The organism is Nocardia bovistercoris, assembly GCF_015674855.1.
Classification (GTDB): domain Bacteria; phylum Actinomycetota; class Actinomycetes; order Mycobacteriales; family Mycobacteriaceae; genus Nocardia; species Nocardia bovistercoris.
This window is the reverse complement of the sequence record NZ_JADMLG010000003.1, coordinates 411,523-433,070: the sequence shown is the minus strand read 5'-3', so window position 1 is coordinate 433,070 and position 21,548 is coordinate 411,523. Positions and strand designations below refer to the sequence as shown.

21 protein-coding genes are annotated in these 21,548 nt (G+C 68.4%); 7 read left to right on the top strand and 14 right to left on the bottom strand.

From position 1 onward, the window contains the following. Nucleotides 1-349 precede the first annotated feature (349 nt). Together IT779_RS09970 and IT779_RS09965 are read left to right on the top strand one after the other, a co-directional pair. Nucleotides 350-1,186, top strand: a complete 837-nt coding sequence (locus tag IT779_RS09970; protein WP_196148937.1) for an oxidoreductase — start codon at nucleotides 350-352, stop codon at nucleotides 1,184-1,186. 97 nt (nucleotides 1,187-1,283) lie between these two features. Beyond that, complete coding sequence (locus tag IT779_RS09965; RefSeq protein WP_196148936.1) at nucleotides 1,284-2,306, top strand: AraC family transcriptional regulator; 1,023 nt, start codon at nucleotides 1,284-1,286, stop codon at nucleotides 2,304-2,306. A 14-nt stretch (nucleotides 2,307-2,320) separates the two neighbouring features. Here IT779_RS09965 and IT779_RS09960 read toward each other — a convergent pair whose 3' ends face one another. From IT779_RS09960 to IT779_RS09910, 11 genes are read right to left on the bottom strand one after another with little or no spacing between them, the layout of a single operon-like run. Then, complete coding sequence (locus tag IT779_RS09960) at nucleotides 2,321-2,971, bottom strand: hypothetical protein (protein WP_196148935.1); 651 nt, start codon at nucleotides 2,969-2,971, stop codon at nucleotides 2,321-2,323. A 31-nt stretch (nucleotides 2,972-3,002) separates the two neighbouring features. After that, nucleotides 3,003-4,280, bottom strand: a complete 1,278-nt coding sequence (locus tag IT779_RS09955) for an MlaD family protein (RefSeq protein ID WP_196148934.1) — start codon at nucleotides 4,278-4,280, stop codon at nucleotides 3,003-3,005. Next, a complete protein-coding gene (locus tag IT779_RS09950; RefSeq protein ID WP_196148933.1) occupies nucleotides 4,277-5,440 on the bottom strand; it encodes an MlaD family protein in 1,164 nt (387 codons plus the stop codon). Before IT779_RS09950 ends, IT779_RS09955 begins: the two co-directional genes overlap by 4 nt. Beyond that, nucleotides 5,437-6,549, bottom strand: a complete 1,113-nt coding sequence (locus tag IT779_RS09945) for an MCE family protein (RefSeq protein ID WP_232541586.1) — start codon at nucleotides 6,547-6,549, stop codon at nucleotides 5,437-5,439. Before IT779_RS09945 ends, IT779_RS09950 begins: the two co-directional genes overlap by 4 nt. After that, nucleotides 6,546-7,589: an MCE family protein gene (locus IT779_RS09940; protein ID WP_196148932.1), complete on the bottom strand. Its 1,044-nt coding sequence runs from the start codon at nucleotides 7,587-7,589 to the stop codon at nucleotides 6,546-6,548. Before IT779_RS09940 ends, IT779_RS09945 begins: the two co-directional genes overlap by 4 nt. A gap of 8 nt (nucleotides 7,590-7,597) precedes the next feature. After that, nucleotides 7,598-8,635 (bottom strand): MCE family protein, encoded by a 1,038-nt coding sequence (locus IT779_RS09935; RefSeq protein WP_196148931.1) that lies wholly within the window; start codon nucleotides 8,633-8,635, stop codon nucleotides 7,598-7,600. Next, nucleotides 8,632-9,876, bottom strand: coding sequence for an MlaD family protein (locus IT779_RS09930; RefSeq protein WP_196148930.1), 1,245 nt, complete (start codon nucleotides 9,874-9,876; stop codon nucleotides 8,632-8,634). Before IT779_RS09930 ends, IT779_RS09935 begins: the two co-directional genes overlap by 4 nt. A 4-nt stretch (nucleotides 9,877-9,880) precedes the next feature. Continuing rightward, on the bottom strand, nucleotides 9,881-10,744 hold the full coding sequence (locus IT779_RS09925; RefSeq protein WP_196148929.1) for an ABC transporter permease: 864 nt from the start codon (nucleotides 10,742-10,744) through the stop codon (nucleotides 9,881-9,883). After that, nucleotides 10,744-11,619 carry an MlaE family ABC transporter permease gene (locus IT779_RS09920; protein WP_408637742.1) on the bottom strand — a complete coding sequence of 292 codons (876 nt, stop codon included), beginning with the start codon at nucleotides 11,617-11,619 and terminating at the stop codon, nucleotides 10,744-10,746. The genes IT779_RS09925 and IT779_RS09920 overlap by 1 nt, the downstream gene beginning before the upstream one ends. Continuing rightward, nucleotides 11,616-12,890, bottom strand: coding sequence for a cytochrome P450 (locus tag IT779_RS09915; protein ID WP_196148927.1), 1,275 nt, complete (start codon nucleotides 12,888-12,890; stop codon nucleotides 11,616-11,618). Before IT779_RS09915 ends, IT779_RS09920 begins: the two co-directional genes overlap by 4 nt. Nucleotides 12,891-12,928: 38 nt before the next feature. Continuing rightward, a complete protein-coding gene (locus tag IT779_RS09910) occupies nucleotides 12,929-13,765 on the bottom strand; it encodes a mycofactocin-coupled SDR family oxidoreductase (protein WP_196148926.1) in 837 nt (278 codons plus the stop codon). Between the two features lie 261 nt (nucleotides 13,766-14,026). Here IT779_RS09910 and IT779_RS09905 point away from each other — a divergent pair, with 261 nt between their 5' ends. The 5 genes from IT779_RS09905 to IT779_RS09885 all read left to right on the top strand — a co-directional run bounded on the left by IT779_RS09905 (nucleotide 14,027) and on the right by IT779_RS09885 (nucleotide 19,055). Then, nucleotides 14,027-15,238 carry a CaiB/BaiF CoA transferase family protein gene (locus tag IT779_RS09905; protein ID WP_196149165.1) on the top strand — a complete coding sequence of 404 codons (1,212 nt, stop codon included), beginning with the start codon at nucleotides 14,027-14,029 and terminating at the stop codon, nucleotides 15,236-15,238. Nucleotides 15,239-15,326: 88 nt separating this feature from the next. Then, a complete protein-coding gene (locus IT779_RS09900; protein WP_196148925.1) occupies nucleotides 15,327-16,529 on the top strand; it encodes a thiolase family protein in 1,203 nt (400 codons plus the stop codon). A 13-nt stretch (nucleotides 16,530-16,542) separates the two neighbouring features. Beyond that, nucleotides 16,543-18,060 carry an aldehyde dehydrogenase family protein gene (locus IT779_RS09895; protein WP_232541585.1) on the top strand — a complete coding sequence of 506 codons (1,518 nt, stop codon included), beginning with the start codon at nucleotides 16,543-16,545 and terminating at the stop codon, nucleotides 18,058-18,060. Nucleotides 18,061-18,088: 28 nt separating this feature from the next. Then, on the top strand, nucleotides 18,089-18,544 hold the full coding sequence (locus IT779_RS09890; protein ID WP_196148924.1) for a nitroreductase family deazaflavin-dependent oxidoreductase: 456 nt from the start codon (nucleotides 18,089-18,091) through the stop codon (nucleotides 18,542-18,544). A 97-nt stretch (nucleotides 18,545-18,641) separates the two neighbouring features. After that, nucleotides 18,642-19,055 (top strand): cupin domain-containing protein, encoded by a 414-nt coding sequence (locus IT779_RS09885; RefSeq protein ID WP_408637741.1) that lies wholly within the window; start codon nucleotides 18,642-18,644, stop codon nucleotides 19,053-19,055. A gap of 2 nt (nucleotides 19,056-19,057) precedes the next feature. Here IT779_RS09885 and IT779_RS09880 read toward each other — a convergent pair whose 3' ends face one another. The 3 genes from IT779_RS09880 to IT779_RS09870 form a co-directional block, all read right to left on the bottom strand. Then, the gene (locus IT779_RS09880) at nucleotides 19,058-19,459 is read right to left on the bottom strand and encodes a DUF4231 domain-containing protein (protein WP_196148923.1); all 402 of its coding nucleotides are present in this window, start codon (nucleotides 19,457-19,459) and stop codon (nucleotides 19,058-19,060) included. After that, nucleotides 19,456-19,941 carry a lecithin retinol acyltransferase family protein gene (locus tag IT779_RS09875; protein WP_196148922.1) on the bottom strand — a complete coding sequence of 162 codons (486 nt, stop codon included), beginning with the start codon at nucleotides 19,939-19,941 and terminating at the stop codon, nucleotides 19,456-19,458. Before IT779_RS09875 ends, IT779_RS09880 begins: the two co-directional genes overlap by 4 nt. Nucleotides 19,942-20,091: 150 nt before the next feature. Further along, nucleotides 20,092-21,294, bottom strand: coding sequence for an SEFIR domain-containing protein (locus IT779_RS09870; RefSeq protein WP_196148921.1), 1,203 nt, complete (start codon nucleotides 21,292-21,294; stop codon nucleotides 20,092-20,094). Nucleotides 21,295-21,548 lie beyond the last annotated feature (254 nt).

Sequence of the window (21,548 nt, the reverse complement as noted above, 5' to 3'; positions counted from 1 at the left end):
TCGATCGCTCACCACGAATGTGGTTGTCGGATTGCGCGACAACGAGAAAGAACTTACGACGTGACCGAAAATCCGTCTGTCTCTCGAATGATCGACATCGTAGAAGACGACCGGTGGTTTCGCGCCGCTGCCTGTTTCTCGGGACCGGGGGTGTGCGGTGGTCGGCGAGAAGTTGGCGCGTCCTGCGAGCGGAGTGGCGCGTCGCGCTAGTGATCGGGCGGGTCGACGTTCGTAATGTGGTGGTCGCCGGTTCGGGAGCGACTTCCGCCCGACCGCGGCCCAGTTCTTCCGATGCGACATCGAGCGCGAATGGTGTTCGGGCGCAACCGATCAGACAGGAAATGTGACTATGTCGACGATCAGAGTGGCTTTGGTGACCGGCGCTTCCTCCGGTATCGGTGAATCCACCGCCATAGCGCTGCGGGAGGCGGGATTCACCGTCTATGCCGCCGCCCGGCGCGTCGAGCGGATGGCGCCGCTGGCCGAGTCCGGCATACGCCCGATTTCGATGGATGTCACCGTCGACGCGTCCATGCGGGAGGGTGTCGAGAAGATTCTCGCGGAGACCGGAAGGATCGATGTCCTGGTCAACAATGCGGGCTACGGTTCATACGGTGCACTCGAGGACGTGCCGATGGATGAGGCGCGCGCGCAGTTCGACGTCAATGTCTTCGGTGCGGCGCGCCTGACGCAATTGGTGCTGCCCGCCATGCGTGCGCAGCGGTTCGGGAAAATCGTCAATGTCACCTCGATGGGCGGCAAGATCGCGACGCCGCTCGGTGCGTGGTATCACGCCACCAAATTCGCGCTGGAGGCGCTCAGTGATTGTCTGCGGATGGAGGTCGCGCGGTTCGGTATCGACGTGATCGTCATCGAACCGGGCGGCATCCGCACCGAATGGCCGCGGATCGCCGCCGACAAGGTGCGCGCGGTCTCCGGCACAGGGCCCTACGCGCCGCAGGGCAACGCGATCGCGGATTGGTTGACCGCGGAGTCGACCGACAAGCGTTCCTCCCCGCCGGAATTGATCGGCAAGACCATCGGGAAGGCCGTCACCGCCCGACGCCCGCGCACCCGGTACGCGGTCGGGTACGGCGCCAAACCGCTGATCTTCCTGCACGGCGCCCTACCCGACCGCACCTTCGACGCGGTGATCCAGCGCGCCGCCGGAATTCCCAAGGGCTGAAAGCGATTTTCGGTGTGACTCGCGGAGGCGTCGCGAGCGGGCGCCGCCCGAATAGAATCACGCTGACCCGTACGAACCCATTCGAGAGGATCGCGGCATGACCGGTGAGCGATTCTCCGTCGACCCGGCGGTGAAGGCTTTCATCCACGATCTGCGGCTTTCACCGGCCACGGTGCTGCGAAGGGCGCGCCTGCCCGAGGGAATGTTCGGCAGCGCCCCCGTCGCGCTGACCCCGGCGGAGTACTACCGGCTGTGGTCGGCCCTTGAAGCCGAGGCCGGTGACCGCAACCTCGCCGTCGAGGTCGGCAAGGCGCTGTCGGTCGAGATATTCAGCCCACCGATCCTGGCCGCGCTGTGCAGCCCGGATCTAGCTCTCGCGGCGCGCCGTATCGCCGAGTTCAAACCCCTGATCGGCCCGCTGCGTATCGGCGTGGCGAGCGACGCGGCGGGGCTCACCGTCACCTGCCACTGGCCCGACGGGCCGCGTCCGCCCGATGTGCTGACCATGTCCGAACTGGTCTTCTGGGTTGCGCTGGCCCGCATCGGCACCCGCAGGCACATCCGCCCCACCGGCGTGGTGGTTCCCGTGCCGCCCATCGACCGACACGAACTCGAACACTATTTCGGCGCGCCCGTCATCGCCGGGAACACCTACGCCGTCCGGTTCTCCCGCGCCGACGCCGACCGCGTCTTCCTCACCGAGAATGAACAGATGTGGCGTTTCTTCGCCCCGGAACTGCGCCGCAGGCTGTCCGACCTCGAGGCGAGCGCCTCGGTGACCGACCGGGTGCGCGCCGCGCTCACCGAAATGCTGCCCGCGGGAGACAGTTCCATGACAACGGTCACCAACCGGCTCGCCGTCAGCCAACGAACCCTGCAACGACAACTGCGCGACGAAGGGACCACCTACAAGGACGTCCTCGCCGACACCCGCCGCACCCTCGCCACCCACTACCTCGACCGCGCCGATCTCAGCCCCGCCGAAATCGCCTACCTGCTCGGATACGACGACACCAACTCCTTCTACCGCGCGTTCCGCACCTGGACCGGCACCACGCCCCGAACCATGCGCACTTCCGTAGGCACGGCCGATGTCGTCGCAGGCGGCGATCCGCCATGAACCGCTTTCGACACCTACGCGACGTCGACCTTCTCGGCCAGCCAGCGGTCACCGACCTTGCGCATCGTGATCGCCAGCCTGCTGCGGTCGGTCCCGGGTTCGGGCGCGGAGGTGTTGCTGATCTCGGCGTCGACGAACAGCAGGACGACCACGCGATCCTCGGACGCGGACCGGACGCCGCTGTCGACGACGTGGCCGACGCTCTTGGAGCGGGCTTGCAGCAGCAGCGGTTTCAGCTGGTCGGAGGACCGGGTGTACATGTCGGCGAATTCGCCGGTTGCGCCGTCGCGGATGGCCGCGAAGCTCTCGTCGATGCGGTCCGCGTCGATCGTGGTGAGGGCGACGGCGTAGTGCCGCGCGGCGGCCGCCGCTTCGGTGGTGGCGCGGTCGACTTCGTTGTGGTTGCGGTCTTTCCAGCCGAATACGACCGCGGCCACGGTGGTGAGGATCAGCAGGGCCGCAGGCAGGACACGGGTCAGGGCGAGACGAAGCAGTAACCCGCGTCGGTCGGGCGCCGGTGTGGAAGGCGAACCGGTTGCGATGGAGTCGGATTCGTTCTCGGTGGTCGTGTCCGCGTCATCCGAGGGTACGTTTTTCGGTGCGTCGGTCTCCGAAATCGTTTCCGGCTCGGTCTTCTCGGTCGTGGTCGGCGTCGACTGCGTCATGGCGGTCCCTCGGTCGGCGAACGGTGGGGTGTCAGTTGAATTTCGGGGTTTCCAAGGTGGCGTGGACACCGCCGTAGGGGGTGGGAATGGTGTAGGGGCCGGTCGGGGTCGGGTCCGCGGTGGCGAGCGGGTCGGCGCCGGGCGGCGGGGTCGCGGTGTTGTCGCCGGGCGGGCGCGGTGCGTTGGCGGCGCCGCGAATCAGCACGGACGGATCGGGATTCGCGCAGTGGGCGTTGAGGTACGGCTCCGGGAAGTCGGGGATGATGCCGGGCTGCCTCGGCAGGTTGTAGTCGCAGGAGTACTTCGGGTAGATGCTCGCCAGCGCCCAGATGCCGCCGTCGTGGAAGGTCGAGGTGATGGCGTCGAGGGTGGAGCCGCCGCGCTGCTGCGGCCAGAAGAATTCCTGGAGCGCCGGAATATGCAGGTAGAGCATCTGTGAGGTGGTGGTGAGGTTGCCGAGCAGTTGGACCATCGTGGGGGAGTTCTGCGCGATGATGGCGTCCATGGTGGTGAGCGCGCCGGGGGCGAGGTCGACCATCTGCTCGAAGCCGCCGGTCTTCGCGTTCACCCCGCGCATGGTGGCAGCCAGGTCACCCGCGGTGTCGTGTAGCGCTTGTCCGTTCTCGCCGATCAGGCCGAGCAGCACCTTGCTGTTGTGCAGTAGCGAAACAGTCTGCGGGAGTACGGAATCGAGCGTCGAGATCAGGAAGGTGCCGCCGTCCACTATCGCGGCGAGCTTTTCCGGTCCGTCCGAGCTGACCCCGAGTTCTCGTTCCACGGCGCGGATCTTGTCCGGATCGACCTGGGCCAAGGTGCCGCTCAGATCGCCGAGCATGGTGGCGAGGGTCGTCGGGGTCGAGGTTCGGTCGAGGGGGACCACCGAACCGTCCGCGAGGTAGGGGCCGTCGTCGGTGGTCGGCGCGAAGTCGAGGTATTGCTCCCCGGCGGCGGACAGTGACGCGACCCGCACCGGTCCCGACCCCGGAATGCTGGTGCGCTCATCGATGTTCGCGACCGCGACGACGGTGTTGTCGACGATGTCGAGGGCGGCTACCGTCCCGATCTTGACCCCGTGCAGGGTGACGTCCTGTCCGGGCAGCAGCCCGCCGGACTGGGCGAGTTCGACTCGCACGGTGTATTTCCCTCGAAGCGGGTTGACGTCGAGGGTGCCGAGCAGAAGATAGCTCGTACCGGAGAGGAATATCACCAGCAGGCCGACGAAGGACGCGACCACCCGGTGCGCGCGGACGGCGCCGATGCCGTCGACCAGCAGGCGCGCGGGTCGTTCGAGGAAAGCGCGGCCCCTCATCGGGCGGGTCCGTCGTTCGGAACCGGCGCTGGGGCAACGGGTACCGGACCGGGAGCGGTGAGCCGTTGGCGTAGGCGGTCGAGGTTGTATTGCAGCGAGCCGACGAAATTCACCCAGTCGATCGCCTCGGGAAGGCGGGCGCCCGCGTCGCCGGGGTAGCCGGGTTGGGGCGCGGGGCCGAGCACGATCCGGGCGATGTCGGCGTCGAGGTGCGGTGAGGACGCGTCGGTGATCTTCAGCAGGGCGGGCAGCTGACCGAGTAGCCCGTCGAGGTTGGCTTCCGGATTGATCGCGGCGGCGTTGAGGTTCGCGGCCATCATGTTGATCGAGGCGCTGAGGCTGTGGTCGTTGGTGCCCTGGACGGACGGGAATCGGCTCAGTTGCCGGGTGATGGCGTCGATGCGGGCGACCAGGTCGATGACCGTCGGGGTGTTGTCGCCCAAGACCGCGAGTGCGGGCGCGGCGGCGTCGATCGCTTCGGTTATCGAGGTCTGCCGTTCGGCGACTGTCGCGCTCAGGTCGGCGGCCGCGGCGAGTACGCCCTGGATCCGGTCGGAGCGGTCCGCGAGGTCGGCCAGCAGTTGCCTGGTCTGCTCGATCAGGGTGGCCAGGCGGTCGCCGCGACCGCCGACGTCCTCGCCGACCGCGTTGACCAGGGTGGTGAGGTTCTTCAACGCGCCACCGCTGACCAGCAGCGCGGCCCGGCTGAGCACCTGTTCCACGGTGGCCGCCGCGGAGGTCGACTCCAGCGGGATGGCATCACCGTCGCGCAGGCTCCCCGCCGCGGGATCGGGGTGCGCGGGTGGGGCGACCGCGACGAAGACGTCGCCCATCGGTGTCGCCGACCGGAGTTCGGCGGTGGTTCCGCCGGGCAGCGCCACTTCGGAGCGGATGCGCAGGGTGACGACGGCGGTGTAGTCGCGGGTGGTCATGTCCTCGACCTGACCGACGTCGGCGCCGTTGAGTTTCACCTTCGCCTTGGCGGGGAGGTTCAACGCGTTGGCGAAGGTGGCGGTCACGGTGTAGCTGTCGCCGTCGATGCCGGGGGCGGGCAGGGGAAGGCTCTCGAGTGTGGTCGCGCAGGCCGTCAGCGGGACGGTGGTCGCGGCGACCAGGACGAACCTACGCCAGTTCCGGAACGATGTCGTGCGCGTGGTCATTTGTCCATCTCCGCCATGATCTCGAGCATTCGGACGATGCCGAAGTCGGGTCCGAGGTCGCGCATGGTGCCGGTGGCGCATCCGAGTTCCTTCAAGCCGAGCAGGTTGCAGACCTCCTTGACCATCTGGCCGTCCAGCAGCATCCGGTTCAGGTCGACCGACGCCCGGATCGCGCCGATGTCCCGGTCGATGGCGTTGTAGACGTTGTCGGCCGCCAAGGGGAACACGTCGAAGAATTCGGCGAGATTGTCGTTGTAGTCGGCCATGGTCGTGGTCAGGGTGCCCGCGTTGGCGGTCAGAGCCGCGATCCTGTCCTTGTTGCGCGCCATGAGGTCGGCGGTGGCGACCAGGATGTCGCGGAGTTTCGCGCCGGTGTCGCCGGTGCCGAGGTTCTGGTCGGCGAGCAGGTCGGTGAGTCGATGGACCCCGGAGGCGAAGTCGCGCAACGTCTGTTCGTTGTCCGCGGCCACGGTGGTGAGCGCGTCGAGGTCGGTGACGACCCCGGTGACGGCGTCGCGGGTGGCCGCGCCGTCGTCGCCGCCGACGCGCAGGGCCTGCGACAGCTTGTCGAGGGCCTCGCGCATCAGATCGCCGTTGCCCTCGGTGGCCGCGGCGCCGATATCCATCAGGTTCGCGATCGGACCGCCGCCCGCGCCGTCGCCGGACAGCGATATCGCCAGTCGGTCCGACATGGCGAGCAGGCTGTCGAATTCGACCGGGTTCTTGGTGTGGGCGCGGTCGAGGACGGCGTTGTCGGGCAGGGTCGGGCCGCCACGATAGACCGGCGCCAGTTCGATGTGGCGGTCGGTGAGCACCGAATTCGAGATCAGCACCGCTTGGACGTCGGCGGGCAGCCGCACCGGAGCATCCACCCGCAGCACCACTTCGACGCCGGAACCGCGCGGTGTGATGCGGGCGACCTTGCCGACGTGCATGCCGAGCACCGCCACCGCATTGCCCTCGTAGAGACCGTTGGCGTTCTCGAACTGCGCGGTGATGGTGCGCCCGCCCGACAGCCCGCCGCCCGAGCAGCCCGCGAGCGCCACCGCCGTCACGGTGACGAAGGCCAGTTTCGTGAGGCGTTCCGCGCGGCGGCGCATGCTCGTCATTCGCAGTCCTTCAGGTACGGGGGTCGGTCGAGTTGCTCGGCGCGGCCGCTGAGCGCGCACATGAAACTGTCGAGGAACAGCCCGTCGGGGAGATTGGCGACCATTTCCTGTCCGGTGCCGGTGGCGTTGGCGAACAGCCGCCACGGCACGGGCAGGATCTGCAGGGTGTTGCGCATCAGATCGTCGTTGTGGGCGATCATCGTGGTCATGGTCTCCAGGTCGGTCAGCAGTTTCGCGATATCGTCCTGGTCGCCGACGGCGATCGGCTCGAGTTGTCGGACCAGGCTGGTGGTGGCGGCCAGCATGCGTTCGATCGCGGCGCGATTGGCGCTGATCTGTTGCAGCACGGATCGGCCGCGGTCGACCAGGACGCCGAGATCGGCCTGCTGGTCGCGGATCACGGTGGTCACCTGGGAGGTGGCCGTGAGCAGTTGGCCGATCTGGTCGCGCCGGGACGCGATGACCGTCGACAGGTTTCGCACATTGGCCAGCAGGTCGGGCACCAGGGTGGGCGAACCCCGCAACTGCTGGGACAGCGTGTCCATGGACCGGGCGATCTTGTCGGCGTCGACCTGCCCGAACGTCGTGGTGGCCTGTTGCAGCGCGGTTTCGAGGTCGTAGGGAACTTCGGTGCGCGACAGCGGTATTCGTCCGCCGTCCAGGCGTCCGGTCCCGGCGGGCCGCAGTTCGACGTAGCGGGAGCCGAGCAGGGTGGTCAATTTGATGGCGGCTCCGGTCCGTTCGCCCAGCGGCACCGAATCATCGATCTTCATGGTGACCGCGACGTGATCGCCGTCGAGTTCGGTGGCGGTGACGGTGCCGACCGGTATGCCGGCGAGGGTGACCGGATCACCGGGCCCGAGCCCGGCCACTTGAGCGAAATCGGCGGTGTACGTGGCTTTCCCGAGGTGCAGCGAGTGGATGAACACCGCGCCGCCGACCAGCGTCGCCAGCACGGTCACCGCCGCGACGCCGATGCGCAGCGTGCGATCGATACCGGTGAGCGCACGCGGAACACGGACCGAGGAACGATTCGGCATGAAAGACCTCACCTGCAGATCGCGGAGTTCTCGGGTGCGCCGCCCGGCGTCGCCGCGCCGACCAGCTGCTCGAGCAGCGAATCACCGCCGGGGATGACACTGGCCTCGACATTGCAGGCGTAGGCGTTGACGTAGGCGCCGTCGTCGGCGATCCTCGCCATGCCCTTGAGCAGCAGCGGGACATTGAAGCCCAGGTAGGCGAATTTGCCCTTGTTGTCCAGGAAGTGCTGGACGAAGCCGGGTCGGCGGGTGATGAACGCGCTCAGTTCGGGCGCCGAGCCGCGCACCACCTGAGCCGCTCGGTCCAGCACCGTCGAGATGTCGCCGACCTGCCGCAGCACGATATCGCGCTGCTGGTCGAGACCTTCGAAGATCTTGCGGGTCTGGGCGATGGTGGTCTGGAGATTGTCGCCTTGGCGCGCCAGATCCGCGACGACCTTGCCGAGATTGTCGATCACGGCGCCGAGGACCTCGTCCGGCCCCGCGAATGATTCGGCGAGCGCGGAGGTCTGGGCGATCAACGCGGTGATCGAGCCGTTGTCGCCTTGCAGGCCGCGGATGAGCGCTTCGGTCACATTGTCGACCTGCTCGGGTTCGAGCAAGCCGAACAGCGGCTCGAATCCGTTGAGCAGATTCGACAGGTCGAACGACGGCTCGGTGTGCTCGAGCGGGATCAGCGATCCGGGGCGCAGCACGGACGGGTCGTGGAACTCGCCGAGCGACAGGCCGAGATAGCGCTGCCCGATGACGTTCTGGTAGACGATCGAGGCGACGGTGTTGCCGTAGATCCGCTGTTCGTCGCGTACCGCGAAGGTCACCTTCGCGCGGGTCCCGGCCAATTCGATGTCGTCGACCCGGCCCACCCTGACCCCGGCGACCCGCACGTCGTCACCGGTCTGTAGTCCGGACACATCGGTGAACACCGCCGAATACCGGTCAACGTCGCCGCGCACGCCGCGCTCCAGCGTCACGAACACCGTCCACGTGGTCAGTATCGAGACGACCAGGAAGGCGATCAGGCCGAGTAGGGATCGTCGGTAACTCATCGGCTCGCTTCCCGATCCGTCGCGCCGTCGCGGACCAGCGGCCCGATCAGCAAGTCGGACAATGTATTCGACTGCCCGCCGAGCAGTTCGGTGATTCGTTGCCGCTGCTCGGGTCCGCCCGCGATGTCGGCGGCGGGCCGGGCGAGCACACTCGGACCGTCGATCGGCGCGGTGCGGCAGCTCGGGCCTTCCAGCGTCCCGTACCTCGGGCAGTCCGCGCGGGTGTATTCCTTGTGCGGGGTGAGTTCGAGGATGACCCGCGCCAGCGAGTTCTGTGTTCGCGTGTCGAAGGATTCGCCGAATTTGTCGGTCATATGCGTCTGCGAGGTACCGATCTGCACGGCGCTCGCGGTGCCGTGGGCGAGTACGTCCAGCGTCGGGCCGAGCTTGGACGTGATGTCGAGCATGGTGTCGCCGCGCCGTTCCAGCGCGCCGCCGAGGGTGGTCGTGGTGTGCACGCCGCCGGTGAGCAGTGCTGTGAGCTGTTCGCGTTTCTCGGCGACCGCGCGCATCGGGACCACCGCGCTGTGCAGTCCGTCGAGCAGGTCGGGGGCCGATGACTGGAGTTCGGTGATCGCGGTGGCCAGGGTGTCGAGGGTGGATGCGGTGCCGTCGGGGGTGGTGGCGGCGTGCAGTTCGGTGACGATCCGGCGCAATTGGCCCGCCGCGCGCATCGCGGCGTCGCCGCGGCCGCTGGTGGCCTGTTCCACGGTGGTCAGGATGCCGACGGTGGGATCGGAGCCGGGGCGTCCCGCGGCCGCGGCGATCTGTTCGAGTGCGTCGAGGGAGGTCTGTAGCCGAACGGTGGCCAGGCTGCGGTCTTCCGGTATCCGGGCGCCTGCGCGCAATGCCGGGCCCGGTCCGTTGTCGACCAGTTGCACCGAAGGGACGGCGAAGACATTGCTCGGGACCACCCGCGCGGTCACCGTCCCCGGGATCGCGTCGACGAATTCTTTTCGCAGCGCGAGCCGGACGCGGTTCGGGGACTGCGCGGCGGCCGCAGCCACGCCCGTGACCCGGCCGACCAGGATGCCGTGATATTTGACATCGGAGTTGTCCGGCAGGCCGTCGCCGACGTTCACCAGTTCCGCGGTGACCTCGACGGGACGGTCGAAGTGGCCCTGCGCCCGTGCGAGCAGCGCCGCGACCACCGCCGTGACGACGACGAGGAAGACCAGCCCGCGGGCGAGCAGTCGGGCGTCGGAGACGTGTTTCCCGTCGGATTCGAAGGCGATCGGCATCGCGTCACCCACTGATTCTCGAGGTGGACGCCACACCCCACAGCGCCATGGTCAGCAACAGGTTCACGCAGATCATCACGGTGATGGCGGCGCGCATCGCCCGGCCCGCCGCGATGCCGACACCTTGGGGGCCGCCGGTGGCGTAGTAGCCGTAGTAGCACTGGATGGTGGTCGTGATGACAACGAACACAACGGCTTTCAGCAGCGAGTAGACAATGTCGGCACTGTTCAGCACCAGCGCGAAATAGTGTTCGTAGGTGCCGAACGCCTGCCCGCCCGCGATGCCGACGAACAATTCGATGGCCAGGTAGTCCACCGCGAGGCCCGCCAGATAGAGCGGGATCATCGCGACCACCGAGGCCAGCAGGCGGGTGGTGACCAGGTACGGGATCGGCCGGATGGCGATCGAATCGAGTGCGTCGATCTCCTCCGATATCCGCATCGACCCCAGTTGGGCGGTGAACCGGCAACCGGCTTGGGCCGCGAAGGCGATGGACGCCATGATCGGGGCGAGTTCGCGGGTGGCGGCGGTGGCGGCGACCATGCCGGTCGCGGGCGCCATGCCGAGCACCTTCAGTGCGCTGTAGCCCTCGATCCCGACGATGCCGCCCGCGGCCGCACCGAGTACCAGGATGACGCCCGCCGTGCCGCCCCCGACGACCAATGACCCGTTGCCCCAAGTGATATCGGAAAGAATCCGGAAGCATTCGCGGCTGTGGTGCCGCAGCGCGACTGGCACGGACGTCGCGGCGCGGACGAAGAAGCTGACCATGTGGCCGAGCCGGGCGACGACGCCCGCGGGCGCGGTGACCACGACCGCGAGCGGCTCCACCGCGCGCACCGGCAACGGTCGGTATCTGGTCGCCATCAGAGCGTCGTCCTGGGGAAGAGGATGGTGTACATCTCGGTGAAGCCGACATCGACGAGCATCAGCAGGATGATCGAGGCGACCACCGCGGCGTTGACCGCGTTCGCGACGCCGCCGGGACCGCCGCGTGCGCTGAGCCCCTTCTCGCAGGCGACGACCGCGACGATGGTCCCGAACACCGCGGACTTGACCATCGCCAGGTACAGGTCGCCGGTCGTGGCGAAGGACGAGAAGGTCGCGAGAAAGCTTCCCGGCGTGCCGTTCTGGACGTAGACGTTGAACAGGTAGCCCGCCAGGAAGCCGATGAAGCAGCTCAGTCCGGTCAATCCCATCGCCACCAGGACGCAGGCGGCCAGGCGCGGCACGACCAGTCGGCGCAGCGCCGAGACGCCCATCACCTCCATGGCGTCGATCTCCTCGCGTATGGTTCGGGCGCCGAGGTCCGAGCACACGGCCGAGCCAACCGCCGCGGCGAGCAACATGGCGGTGACCAGCGGCGCGGACTGGCGGATCACCGCGAGTCCGCTCGCCGCGCCCGCCAGCGACGTCGCGCCCACCTGTCCGGCCAGCAGCCCGAACTGGATCGACAGCGTGGCACTGATCGGCAGCGCGACGGCGACCGTCGGCACATAGGAGGTCTTGACCATGAAACTCGCCTGCCGGACGAACTCGCCGACCGGGAATCGTCCGGTGGCGACATCGGTGCACAGATACCGGATCGCCGCGCCGCCGAGCACCACTTGACCACCGACGGTGCGCAGCGACGCCACCGGGTGGCGGCGCAGGTAACCCTTTGTCCAGTCGGTGATTTCGTCGACGGCGGTGGATTCGCGGCCCGCGGGCTCGGTGGTCATACGGGCCTGCTCCGGTGTCACTCGTCGGCCGCGGGGGTGTAGCGCAGGTGCAGGTCGGACAGGCCGCGCAGGATATAGGTGGGTTCGTAGGTGTAGCGGCGCATGCCGCGCGGGCCGTGGTGTTGTTCGTCGGCGGTGATGTCGAGCATCCTGGTGAGGATTCGTTCCAGGGATATCCGGGCTTCCACGCGGGCCAGCGGTGCGCCGGGGCAGGAGTGCACGCCGCGGGAGAACGCGATCTGGTCGCGGACGTTCTCGCGGTCCACACGGAATTCGTGCGGATCGGTGAAACGCTTCGGGTCGCGATTGATGGCGCCGGGCGAGACCATGACGATGGTGCCGGCGGGTAGGTCGACTCCGCCGAGGGAGGTCGATCTGCGGACCAGCCGGAAGCTCGCCTTGACCGGGCTCTCGGTGCGCAGCGTCTCCTCGATGAAGGTCGGGATGAGGCTGCGGTCCTCGCGCAGCCGCGGCTGGAGTTCGGGATTGTCGACGAGGATCTGCAGGGCCGAGGAGAGCAGTTTCGCGGTGGTCTCCTGGCCCGCGCCGAACAGGAACGTCGCGGTGCGCACCACCTCGGTGACCTCGGGGGTGGCGCCGTCGGGGAATTTCGCGCTCGCGAGTTCGGTGAGCACGTCCTCGCGCGGTTCGCGCCTGCGCGCCTCGATGTAGGAGCTGAATTTCTCGTCCAGGAAGGCCAGCGGATTGATGGCCGCGCCCTGACCCTCGATATTGCCCATCAGGTGCGGTTTCGCGAGCACTTCGCGGAATTCGTCGTGGTCGTCGCGGGGGACGCCGAGCAGATCGGCGATCGCCAACAGGGAGAACGGTTTCGCGTAGGCGCCGAGGAATTCGCACTGCCCGTTCGCCAGGAATTCGTCGAGCTGACGATCGGCGAGCTGCCACAGGAAGTCCTGGTTCTCCTTGAGCCGCTTGGCCGTCAGCAGGCGGGTCAGCAGTGACCGCGAGCGGGTGTGGCGCGGCGGGTCCTGCACCACCATGTGCTCGTGCAGGGGCATCCGGGTGCGGTGCGCGTCGAGCTGGGCGTCGATGTCGTCGCCGGTCGGGGTGAACGGCAGCGGTGGGAACGGTCCGCCCGCGGCGATGCAGCTGGAATAGGTGTCGGTGTCCCGGAAGACTTCCTGCGCTTCGGCATAAGCGGTCACCGCCATGACCCCGTGGTGCGGTTCGCGCACGACCGGGCCCTTGGCCCGCAGGTGATCGAAGTACGGGTAGGGGTCGGGGACGAACGACGGGTCGGTGAAGAAGTCGAGGTCATCGAAGCTGGTCAAGGTGGCGCCTTATTCGTCGTGGGGAGAGGGGTTTTCGCCTATTTCAGGCAGCTGCCGCCGTCGACCGGCAGCGGAACGCCGGTCATATAGCGGGACTCGTCGGAGGCGAGGAACAGGACGGCGTTGCTGATGTCCTCGGCCTCGACCCACGGGATCGGCAGCACGTGGAACATGCGGCAGATGGGTTCGAGGTCGGCGGGGCCGGGGTTTTCCAGGTCGGGTCGGAAGGTGGTGTAGGTCGACTCGTTCATCAGCATCGGGGTGTTCACGTGGGTGGGATGTATGGAGTTCACGCGGATGCTGTGCGGCCCGAGTTCGACCGCGAGGGTGCGCATGAGCCCGACCACGCCGTGTTTGGCGCTGACGTAGTGCCCGACCCGCTGATAGGCCTTCAGCCCGCCCACCGAACTGGTCAGCACGATCGAGCCGCCGCGTTCGCCCGCCTTGATGTGGCCGATGCCCGCTTTGACGGTCTTCCAGACGCCGGTCAGGTTGACGTCGATGGTGTCCTGCCAGCGTTGTTCGTCCATCTCGTCGAGCGGTGCGCCGGGGGTGCCGATGCCCGCGTTGGCGACGATGATGTCGAGTCGCCCGAGCTGCTCGACGCCGCCGTCCACCGCGGCGGCGAGGCTCGCGTAGTCGCGCACGTCGACCTGCGCGGTGACGACCCGGCGGCCGAAGCCTTTGATCATCTCGGCCGTCTCGGCGAGGTCGTCGGGGGTCGATGTCGGTTCGGGCATGCCGTCGATCGGCGCGCAGATGTCGATCGCGATGATGTCGGCGCCCTCGCGCGCCAGGTGCACCGCGTGACTGCGGCCTTGACCGCGGGCCGCGCCGGTCACGAACGCGACTTTGTCTGCTACTCGGCCTGACATGACTGTTCCTCTTTTCGGTGTCGGGACGGCGCCGCTCGGAGACGTCTGTCCCAGGGGGACAACGGCTTCCGTGGTCGATGGGCGGTGCCGTCCGGCCTGCCGGAGTGGGCGGGCGACCGAGCGGCGCTACGGCCGCCGGGCGCGACTCCGGGCGATACTCCCGGGGGAGAACGGCGATTCGAATATTGAAGAGTGACACTATCGCTATTCGTAGAATCTGACTATGGTTCTGGGTGATTTCCTGATCCGAGGAGGTATGTGTTGGACGGCGAGGCGTTCGACGGCCTGCGCGTGGTCGAACTGGCGCAGTGGGTCTTCGTGCCGGTGGCCGGTGCGTTGTTGGCGGACTGGGGCGCGGACGTGATCCGCGTCGAACGTCCCGACGGCGATCCGTATCGCGCCCTGGCCACCCAGGGCATCGGTACGGACAGTTCGGGAGTGAATCTGTCGGTGGCCATGGCGAATCGGGGCAAGCGGTCGGTCGCGATCGATCTCGGCACCGAGCGGGGGCGGGGACTGCTCGAGGAGTTGCTGCGGACCGCGGACGTGTTCCTGACGAACTTCAGGCCGGGGGCGCTGCGTCGACTCGGCCTCGACGCGGACGAACTGACGCGGCGTTTCCCGGCGCTGATCTACGCGCGCGGACACGGCTACGGTGTGCGCGGACCCGATGCCGACAGCCCCGGTTACGACTCGTCGGCATTTTTCGCGCGCGGCGGCGTCGCGCATGTGCTCACCCCGCCGGAACGGGACTACCCGATCGCCCAGCGCGGCGCGATGGGCGATCGCAACGGCGCGATGGCGCTGGCGTTCGGCATCGCGGCGGCTCTGCTGCGTCGCGAGCGCACCGGCGTCGGCGGCGTCGTCGATGTCTCACTGCTCGCGGGCGCGATGTGGATGCTGACCTCGGATGTGCTCGCGGCGCTCGCGGGCGGCACGCCGCGGGCGGCATCGGGGCGCGGCGGGGCGGTCAATCCGCTCGTCGGCGCCTACCGGACCAAGGACGGCCGCCACATTCAGCTGGTCTTCCTGCAGCCCGACCGCTACTGGTCGCCGTTCTGTCGCCTGCTCGGGCGCGAGGATCTGCTCGCGAATCCGCGCTTCGCGGATATGGCCGCCCGTCGCGAGAACCTCTCCGCCTGCGTGGCGGAACTGGAGAAGGAATTCGCCGGGCGAACTTTCGAGGAATGGAAGGCGCTGCTGAGCCATCTCGACGCGCCGTGGGCGCCGGTGCAGGCGGTGGAGGAATTGCTCGACGACCCCCAGGTGCTCGCCAACGACTACATCGGCGCGGTCGGCTCCGAGGGTGGCGCGTCGTATTCGCTGCCGACCGGACCCGTGCAATTGGACGAGCGCCCACCCACCTTGCGGCGGGCGCCCGAACACGGTGAACACACCGAGGACGTGCTGCTCCAGCTCGGGTATTCGTGGGACGAGATCGCCGACCTGAAGGACAGCGGGGTGGTGCCGTGAACGAGGTCGATTCGTCTGTGCGGCAAGATGATTCGTGGCCGCTCGGGTACGGTTGTCGGGCCGGGTCCGCTGTCGATCCGGTGCGATCGTGACGCGGCGTCCCGGTGTGGGCGGGCGGGTCGCGATCGTCGGATACGCGCACAGCGTCGCCACCCGGCGCGCCGATCGTCCGCTGGGCGCGGTGGCCGTCGACGTCGCGCGGGCGGCCATCGCGGACGCGGGACTGACCGCCGCCGATATCGACGGATTCGTCACCTCGGCGCTGTTCCCGACGGCGGGGGCGCACGCCGTGCGCGACGGTGTGAGCACGGTATCGGCGGCTTGGCTGGCCCAGCGGGTCGCGACCGCGCCGCGCTATGTCGCCGGATTCCAGGGCATCGGCCAGCTTCCCGGCGCGGTCGCGTTGGCGGCGAACGCGATCGCCGCGGGCGCGGCGGATTACGTGCTGGTGCACCGCGCGCTGCACAATCCGGTCGGCGGCTATCACGACAACCCGGCGAACACCGTGTCGGGGGAGCAGCAGTGGACCGTCCCGCAGGGGTTCGGTGGACCGCTGCCGATGATCGCGCTGCCCTACAACGAATACCTCCAGCGCTACCAGGCCGACCCGGACACGATGGCGAGCGTCGTGGTCGAGGCGCGCAAGAACGGCGCGCGCAACCCGTGGTCGTACTGGCACGACCGACCGTTGACCCGCGCCGAGTACCTGGCCGCGCCGATGGTGAGCGATCCGGTGCGCAGACTGGACTGCGACATTCCGGTCGACGGCGTCGCGGCGTTCGTGTTCACCTCCGCCGAGCGCGCCCGCGACCTGCCGCATCCTCCGGTGTACGTGGCGGGCTACGCGGGCAGCGGACCCGTGCCCGCGCGGCTTCCGCTGCACTGGCCACTGGACGACATCATGGCGGGCGGCCTCGACCTGGCCGAGCGGTTGTGGGAGTCGGCGGGGGTGCGCGGACCGGGCGAGATAGATCTGGCGCAGGTTTACGACGGATTCTCGCCGTTCGTCTACTTCTGGCTCGAGGCGCTCGGCTTCTGCCCGGTCGGCGAGGCGCACCGGCTGGTCGCCGACGGCGGCATCGACAGCGACGTGCCGGGCGCCATGGCGGTGCTGTCCGGCGGCGGAGCCCTCGGCAACGGGCGCATGCACGGCATCCCGCAGATGCTGGAGTGCTATCTGCGACTGTCCGGGCGGGCGGGGGCGCGCGGGGGGAGCGCGTCGGTCGCGCTGGCCTGCCACTCCTCGCCGCACTACGGCGGCGCGGTCGTCTACAGCAGCGAAAAGTATTGAACGAGAACAAGGTATGACATCCGACGAGACAGGCCGCGACGCGACCGGAAGGCAGGGGCGAATGCCGACGATGATCGATGAGCGCCGATCGTATGTGGCGGGCGACTGGGTGGACGGCGAGGAGATCCTCGCCGTGGAGAACCCCGCCGACGAATCGCGAGTGGCCGAGATCGCGGCGACGCCGCTCGCGGAGATCGAACGCGCGATCCGACAAGCGCGGCGCTGCTTCGATTCCGGGGTGTGGGCCGATGCGCCGCCGTCCGAGCGGATCGTGGCGATCCACGCCTTCCTCGATCACATCGAGGCCGCGCGCGCGGCGCTGGTCGCGACCATGGTGGCCGAGGCCGGGCAGCCGACGATGTTCGCCGAACGCTCGCAATTCCTCGGCGGACTGGCCATCGCGCGCGCGACGATCGACCTGTATTCCTCGATGCCGCACGAGGAATACAACCCGGTCCCGCTGGACGAGGCGACCAGGGGTCGGGTCGCGGTGAGCATCCGCCGGTTCGAGCCCGTCGGCGTGGTGTCGGCGATCACGCCGTACAACGCGGCGCTGATCATGGCGCTGCAGAAGATCGTGCCCGCGCTGCTCGCGGGTAATTCCGTGGTGCTGCGGCCGAGTCCGTCGACGCCGATCTCCTCGCTGCTGCTCGGCGCCGCCGCCGAGGCCGCCGGACTGCCGCGCGGCGTGTTCAGCGTCGTGGTCGAGGCCGGGGCGGCGGGCGCGGAACTGCTCACCACCCACCCCGAGGTGGATATGGTCTCGTTCACCGGTTCGACCGGCGTCGGGGCGCGGATCCTGGCGCAGGCGGCGCCGACGGTGAAGCGGGTGGCGCTGGAACTCGGCGGCAAATCGGCGCAGATCTATCTCGACGACGCCGTCACCCATGTCGCGGCGGGCGCCGCGGCCGTCATCGCGGGCACCGCGGGACAGGCGTGCGTCGCGGCGACCAGGATGCTGGTGCCGAACGAGCGCAAAGACGAAGTGCTGGAGATGGTTTCGAAGACCTACGCGGCCATGCGGGTCGGCGCTCCCACCGAACCCGGCACCACGATCGGGCCGGTGATCAGTGCCGACGCGCGAGCGCGGTGCGAACGGTTCGTCGCGCTGGCCGTCGACGAGGGCGCGGTCGTGGTGCGGGGCGGCGGACGGCCCGTCGGATTCGACCGCGGCTACTACTTCGAACCGACCGTGCTCGATGCGCCCGACAACGCGAATCCGGCCGCGCGAGAGGAGATCTTCGGCCCGGTGCTGACCGTCCTCGGCTACCGGGACATCGATGACGCGGTCGCCATCGCCAACGACAGCCGATACGGGCTCTCGGCGCAGGTGTACAGTGCCGATCCCGCCGCGGGCACGGCGATCGCCCGGCGGCTTCGCACCGGCGCGGTCAACGTGAACACCGCGTTGTTCAGCGCGTACGCGCCCAGCGGCGGCTACAAGCACAGCGGGATCGGACGCGAGCGCGGGACCGACGGGATCCGCGCCTTCCAGGAAGTCAAACATCTGGTCGTCGGCGAACTCCGATGACCGCTCCCCGAAAGAAGGAGAGCCGACCATGCCGTCCGCCCCGAACGGTGGTGAGCCCGCGGGCTATCGGCCACCCGACCTCACACTCCGCGGCGCCGAACACGTCCGGCGGTATCTCGAAACCGACGGCGAGGTCGGATACGAGTGGAACGGCGTGCCCATCCTGTTGCTCACCAGCACAGGTCGCAAGACGGCACGGCCGAGGACCTCGGCGCTGATCTACGGCACCGACGGCTCGGATTACCTGGTCGTGGCCTCGGCGGGCGGCGCCGACCGGCATCCGGCGTGGTACCTGAACCTGCTGGCGAATCCCGTGGCGGTCGTGCAGGTCAAGGCGCGGCGCATTCCGGTGACCGCGCACACGGCCGCGCCGGAGGAGCGAGAGCGGTTGTGGCGCATCGTCAACGACTACTGGCCCAACTACGAGGTCTACCAGTCGCGCACCGATCGCCCGATCCCGGTCGTCGCGCTGCGCCCGGAGTGAGGGCCGGTGCTCTCGCGCCGCGCGAGAGCTTCGCCGCACTCGGGTGTGAACTTCGAAACCTCATGAGATCCGGACCGACGCACAGAAAAGGACGACCGTGCCGCATTCACGACTCGAAGACCTCCCCGCGGGCGGCGGTGGCCGCTGGCCCGCCTCCGCGAGCGGCTTCCGTTCCGCCCACTGGGGCGATATGGAAATCGGCTACACCACCACGGCGGGACCGCGCGACTGCACCGAACTCTACAAGGTGGCGGGCCTGCCCGGCGGCGTCTGCCCGTGCCCGCACTACGGCTACATCTTCTCCGGCACCATCCGCGCCACCTACCCGGGCGCCGACATGCCGGACGAATCCGCCGTCGCGGGCGAGGCGTACTTCTTCCCCGCCGGACACATCCTCATCTACGAGGAGGCCACCGCGGCACTGGAACTCAACCCGGCCTTCGCCCTGACCCAGTGCATGGACGCGATCGAGCGCGTCGCCCGAAAGCTGGGGGCCGAACCGGGGCGGTGACTTCAGAAGATGTTCGTGTCGCGGTGGGATTGTCGTAGCCGGGCGAGTTCGCGGCGGACGGTGTCGCGGTCGCCGTCCTGGGCGTAGGAGATCGCCAGGTCGGCCAGGCTGTCACGGGAGGTCATGAATCCCCGCCATTTCTGTAGCGGCTTCAGCCAGGTGTCGAAGGCGGCGAGGATCGCCACGAGTACCGAAAGCAGCGGGACCCAACGCAATATCCATTCGCCCGCGCCGCCGTGCAGATTGTTGCCCGCCGCGACCGTCGCGCTCGCCACGATCAGCACGGTTCTGGACACGTAGTAGGTGACGCCGTAGTTGAAGGTGCCGATCTTCCAGCGGCGCAACTCCCGCGTGATCTCACGGTCGAGCAGTTGATCGGCGGTTTCGGGGCTCGGTGTGTTCATCGGCGCTGCCCGTGGTCCGAATCCGGGGCACGGTTCGACAGTCGGCGGATCACGATGTCGATCGCCAGTCCGGCGGCGGTGAGCAGCAGGTAGGTTCGGGCTCCGCCGCGCATTCCGCGTTGGAAGTCGGCGACCTGCTCGCTCATCGACTCGCCCGTCTTGCACATGGTCGCGAAATGTTCGCAGTTGTGGGCGAACAGGTTGTAGCGGGGATAGGCGCCGCGCTGCTTCCCGTCGCGGTCGAAGAATTCCAGTAGCGCCTCCGCTCGCCGACAGGTCTCCTCGGCCGGGAGCACGGGGGTGTCGTAGCGGACGGTGATCAGCGAAGATCGTCCGCGCACCTGATCCAGCGCGACGCGGCGGATCATCTTGCCGAGCGCGCGGCCCGAACGGAATTCGATGACGGTGCCGTCGCCCATGTCGATCGCGTGGTGTTCGACGCCGAGCAGGCGATGGAATTTGATGTGGTCACCCTTGGTCACTGTGCGATGCTTTCGGTTGTCGCGTGATCGATCCCGGTGTCGTGTCCCGCGCTCGGTTCGATCGATTCGCCCCCGAAATTAGTGTCCGCGGCTAGCTCCGACCTTGCCGCGACCTTGCGATGCGACCCGGCGACTGCGCGGAATCCGCAGCTATGCCGTGGGCAGTTCGAGGATGGTGTCGCGGCGGCGGGGGCGGGGATGGCGGATGCGGGCGGTGAGTACGCGGATGAGGTCCTCGGCGCCCGCGACGTCGAGCGAGTCGATCGTGTAGTGGTCGGCGGACAGCGGCTGTAGGAATACGGGGATCTCGGCGATCGAGTGGCCGGGCAGCACGACCGGCAGCAGTCGTGTCGTCCATTCGCGGCGGTCGGTGTGCAGCAGTTCCTTGACGATCGCTATCTCCGACTGCAATCCGCGGTTGCGGTGACTGTCGATCTTTCCGTCGCCGACTTCGCGGCACAGTGGCGAGGCGATGACGATGACGAAGTCGGCGCTGGTCAACTCCCCGATCGCCCAGTTGTACCAGTCGCGGCGTCGGTCGACGTCCCAGCGGTCGAGGTGCACGTCGAGTCCGACGTCGCGCACCAGGAACTCCGCGAAGCGCAGGACGGCCTCGAGGTGGTCGGAGTCGTCCCAGGCGTAGGAGATGAAGATGCGCGGGTCGTGGGGTTTCGTCGCGGGAGCGACCGCGCTCGGTGGCGCCGAGGGTGTGTCGGGCGCGGGTTCGGGCAGTGGCACGGTGAGCTGCACGGGCTTTCGGCCGGGCTGGTAGAACAGCGCCTCCTCGACCGGGACGTCGAAGCGGGCCGACACCTCGACGCGCAACGGTGTGCGCCGCCGGGGGACCACGAGGGTGAGCCACGCGGTGTACGCGCCGGGGCTCACGCCGTCGGGCAGCCGCGAGGAGTGCCGCCAACGCACCTCGGCGCCGCCGACGCCGAACAGGTGCACCGAGGGATGGGTCGCCGGCAGGTGTATGGCCTGACCGGCGACGAGGTCGAGATGGTCGTCGAGGTCGAAGGATCTCGGCTGCTCGGCCGTCGTCACCAGCCGGGGAATCGCGTCGACCACCGTGATCGGCGCGTCCTCGAACTCGAAGCCGATCTCGAACCAGGACAGCGGCACCGCGTCCGGTTCCAGCACGAGTTCGTAGTTGATCTTCACCAGGAACGCGGCGGAGTCCTCGCCGGTGGTGTGGCCGCGCACCGGATGCATCTTCCAGTTGCGCAGCCGCACGCAGCCGACGCCGACGCCGCCGGTGTCCGCATCGGCGCCTCGGTGGCCGCCGTCGTCGACGTACAGCGATACTTCGGCGGGGTTTTCGATCTCGATCGGTTCTTCGATGGTCGGCATGCTGTGTCTTTCTGCGGCGCCTTCGGCGCCGCGGGTTCGCGGCCCTTGATGTCTCGCGTCCCAGCGGTCGATACTTGCTCCTTCGTCGCATTGTCTCGACCGCTGGGACGCGAGACGGCCGCGAACCGTCGCTCGTCGGGCTCGCTCCCGGCGGGGCTGGGTGGGTGGGATGTTGCGGGGTTGGTTTGACGGCTGGGGCGTGGGGCGGTCGTGAAGCGTCGTTCGTCGGGCTCGTTCTCGGCGGGGCTGGGTGG